Here is a 668-nt window from a genome sequence, read left to right as displayed (position 1 = left end):
AAGATCATCGTCGCGATCAACAAAGACGAAGAAGCCCCAATCTTCCAGGTGGCAGACTACGGCCTCGTCGCAGACCTCTTTGACGCCGTTCCAGCCCTCACCGAAAAACTCGGATAAGCTGGACAGCGCATCGCAGCAGCCGGGCTTCAGGCTCGGCTGCGCTTTTCATTTACGCGCCCAGCAACAACGGGCCTCGCCCCCCGTTAACCACCCACGCCAGGGAGATTTGAAGATGACCGAAATCGAACGCGAAGCCATGGAGTATGATGTTGTGATTGTTGGCGCGGGCCCTGCGGGTCTGTCAGCTGCGATCCGTCTGAAACAGCTTGATGCGGACCTCGACGTTGTGGTGTTGGAAAAAGGCTCTGAGGTTGGGGCGCATATTCTGTCTGGTGCGGTTCTGGACCCGTGCGGTCTGGATGCGCTGATTCCGGACTGGAAAGACAAAGGCGCGCCGCTCAATACCCCGGTGAAAGAAGACAACTTCTTCATGCTGGGCGAAGCCGGCGAAATCCGCATCCCAAACTTCCCGATGCCACCGCTGATGAACAACCACGGCAACTACATTGTCTCCATGGGCAATGTCTGTCGCTGGATGGCGGAACAGGCCGAAGAGCTGGGCGTGGAGATCTTCCCGGGCATGGCGTGTTCTGAGCTGGTCTATGGCG

At 58.1% G+C, this 668-nt stretch carries 1 protein-coding gene and 1 pseudogene; both read left to right on the top strand.

The annotated features are described in order from the left end of the window. A pseudogene (locus J7413_RS20445) lies at nt 1-117 on the top strand (electron transfer flavoprotein subunit alpha/FixB family protein); the annotation flags it as partial. A gap of 115 nt (nt 118-232) precedes the next feature. Further along, on the top strand, nt 233-668 hold a 436-nt coding region (locus tag J7413_RS20440), incomplete at its 3' end, for an NAD(P)/FAD-dependent oxidoreductase (protein WP_209101870.1).

The organism is Shimia sp. R10_1 (genome assembly GCF_017744095.1).
GTDB lineage: Bacteria > Pseudomonadota > Alphaproteobacteria > Rhodobacterales > Rhodobacteraceae > Shimia.
The sequence above is the reverse complement of the archived record's forward strand: the minus strand, read 5'-3'. Positions and strand labels throughout refer to the sequence as shown.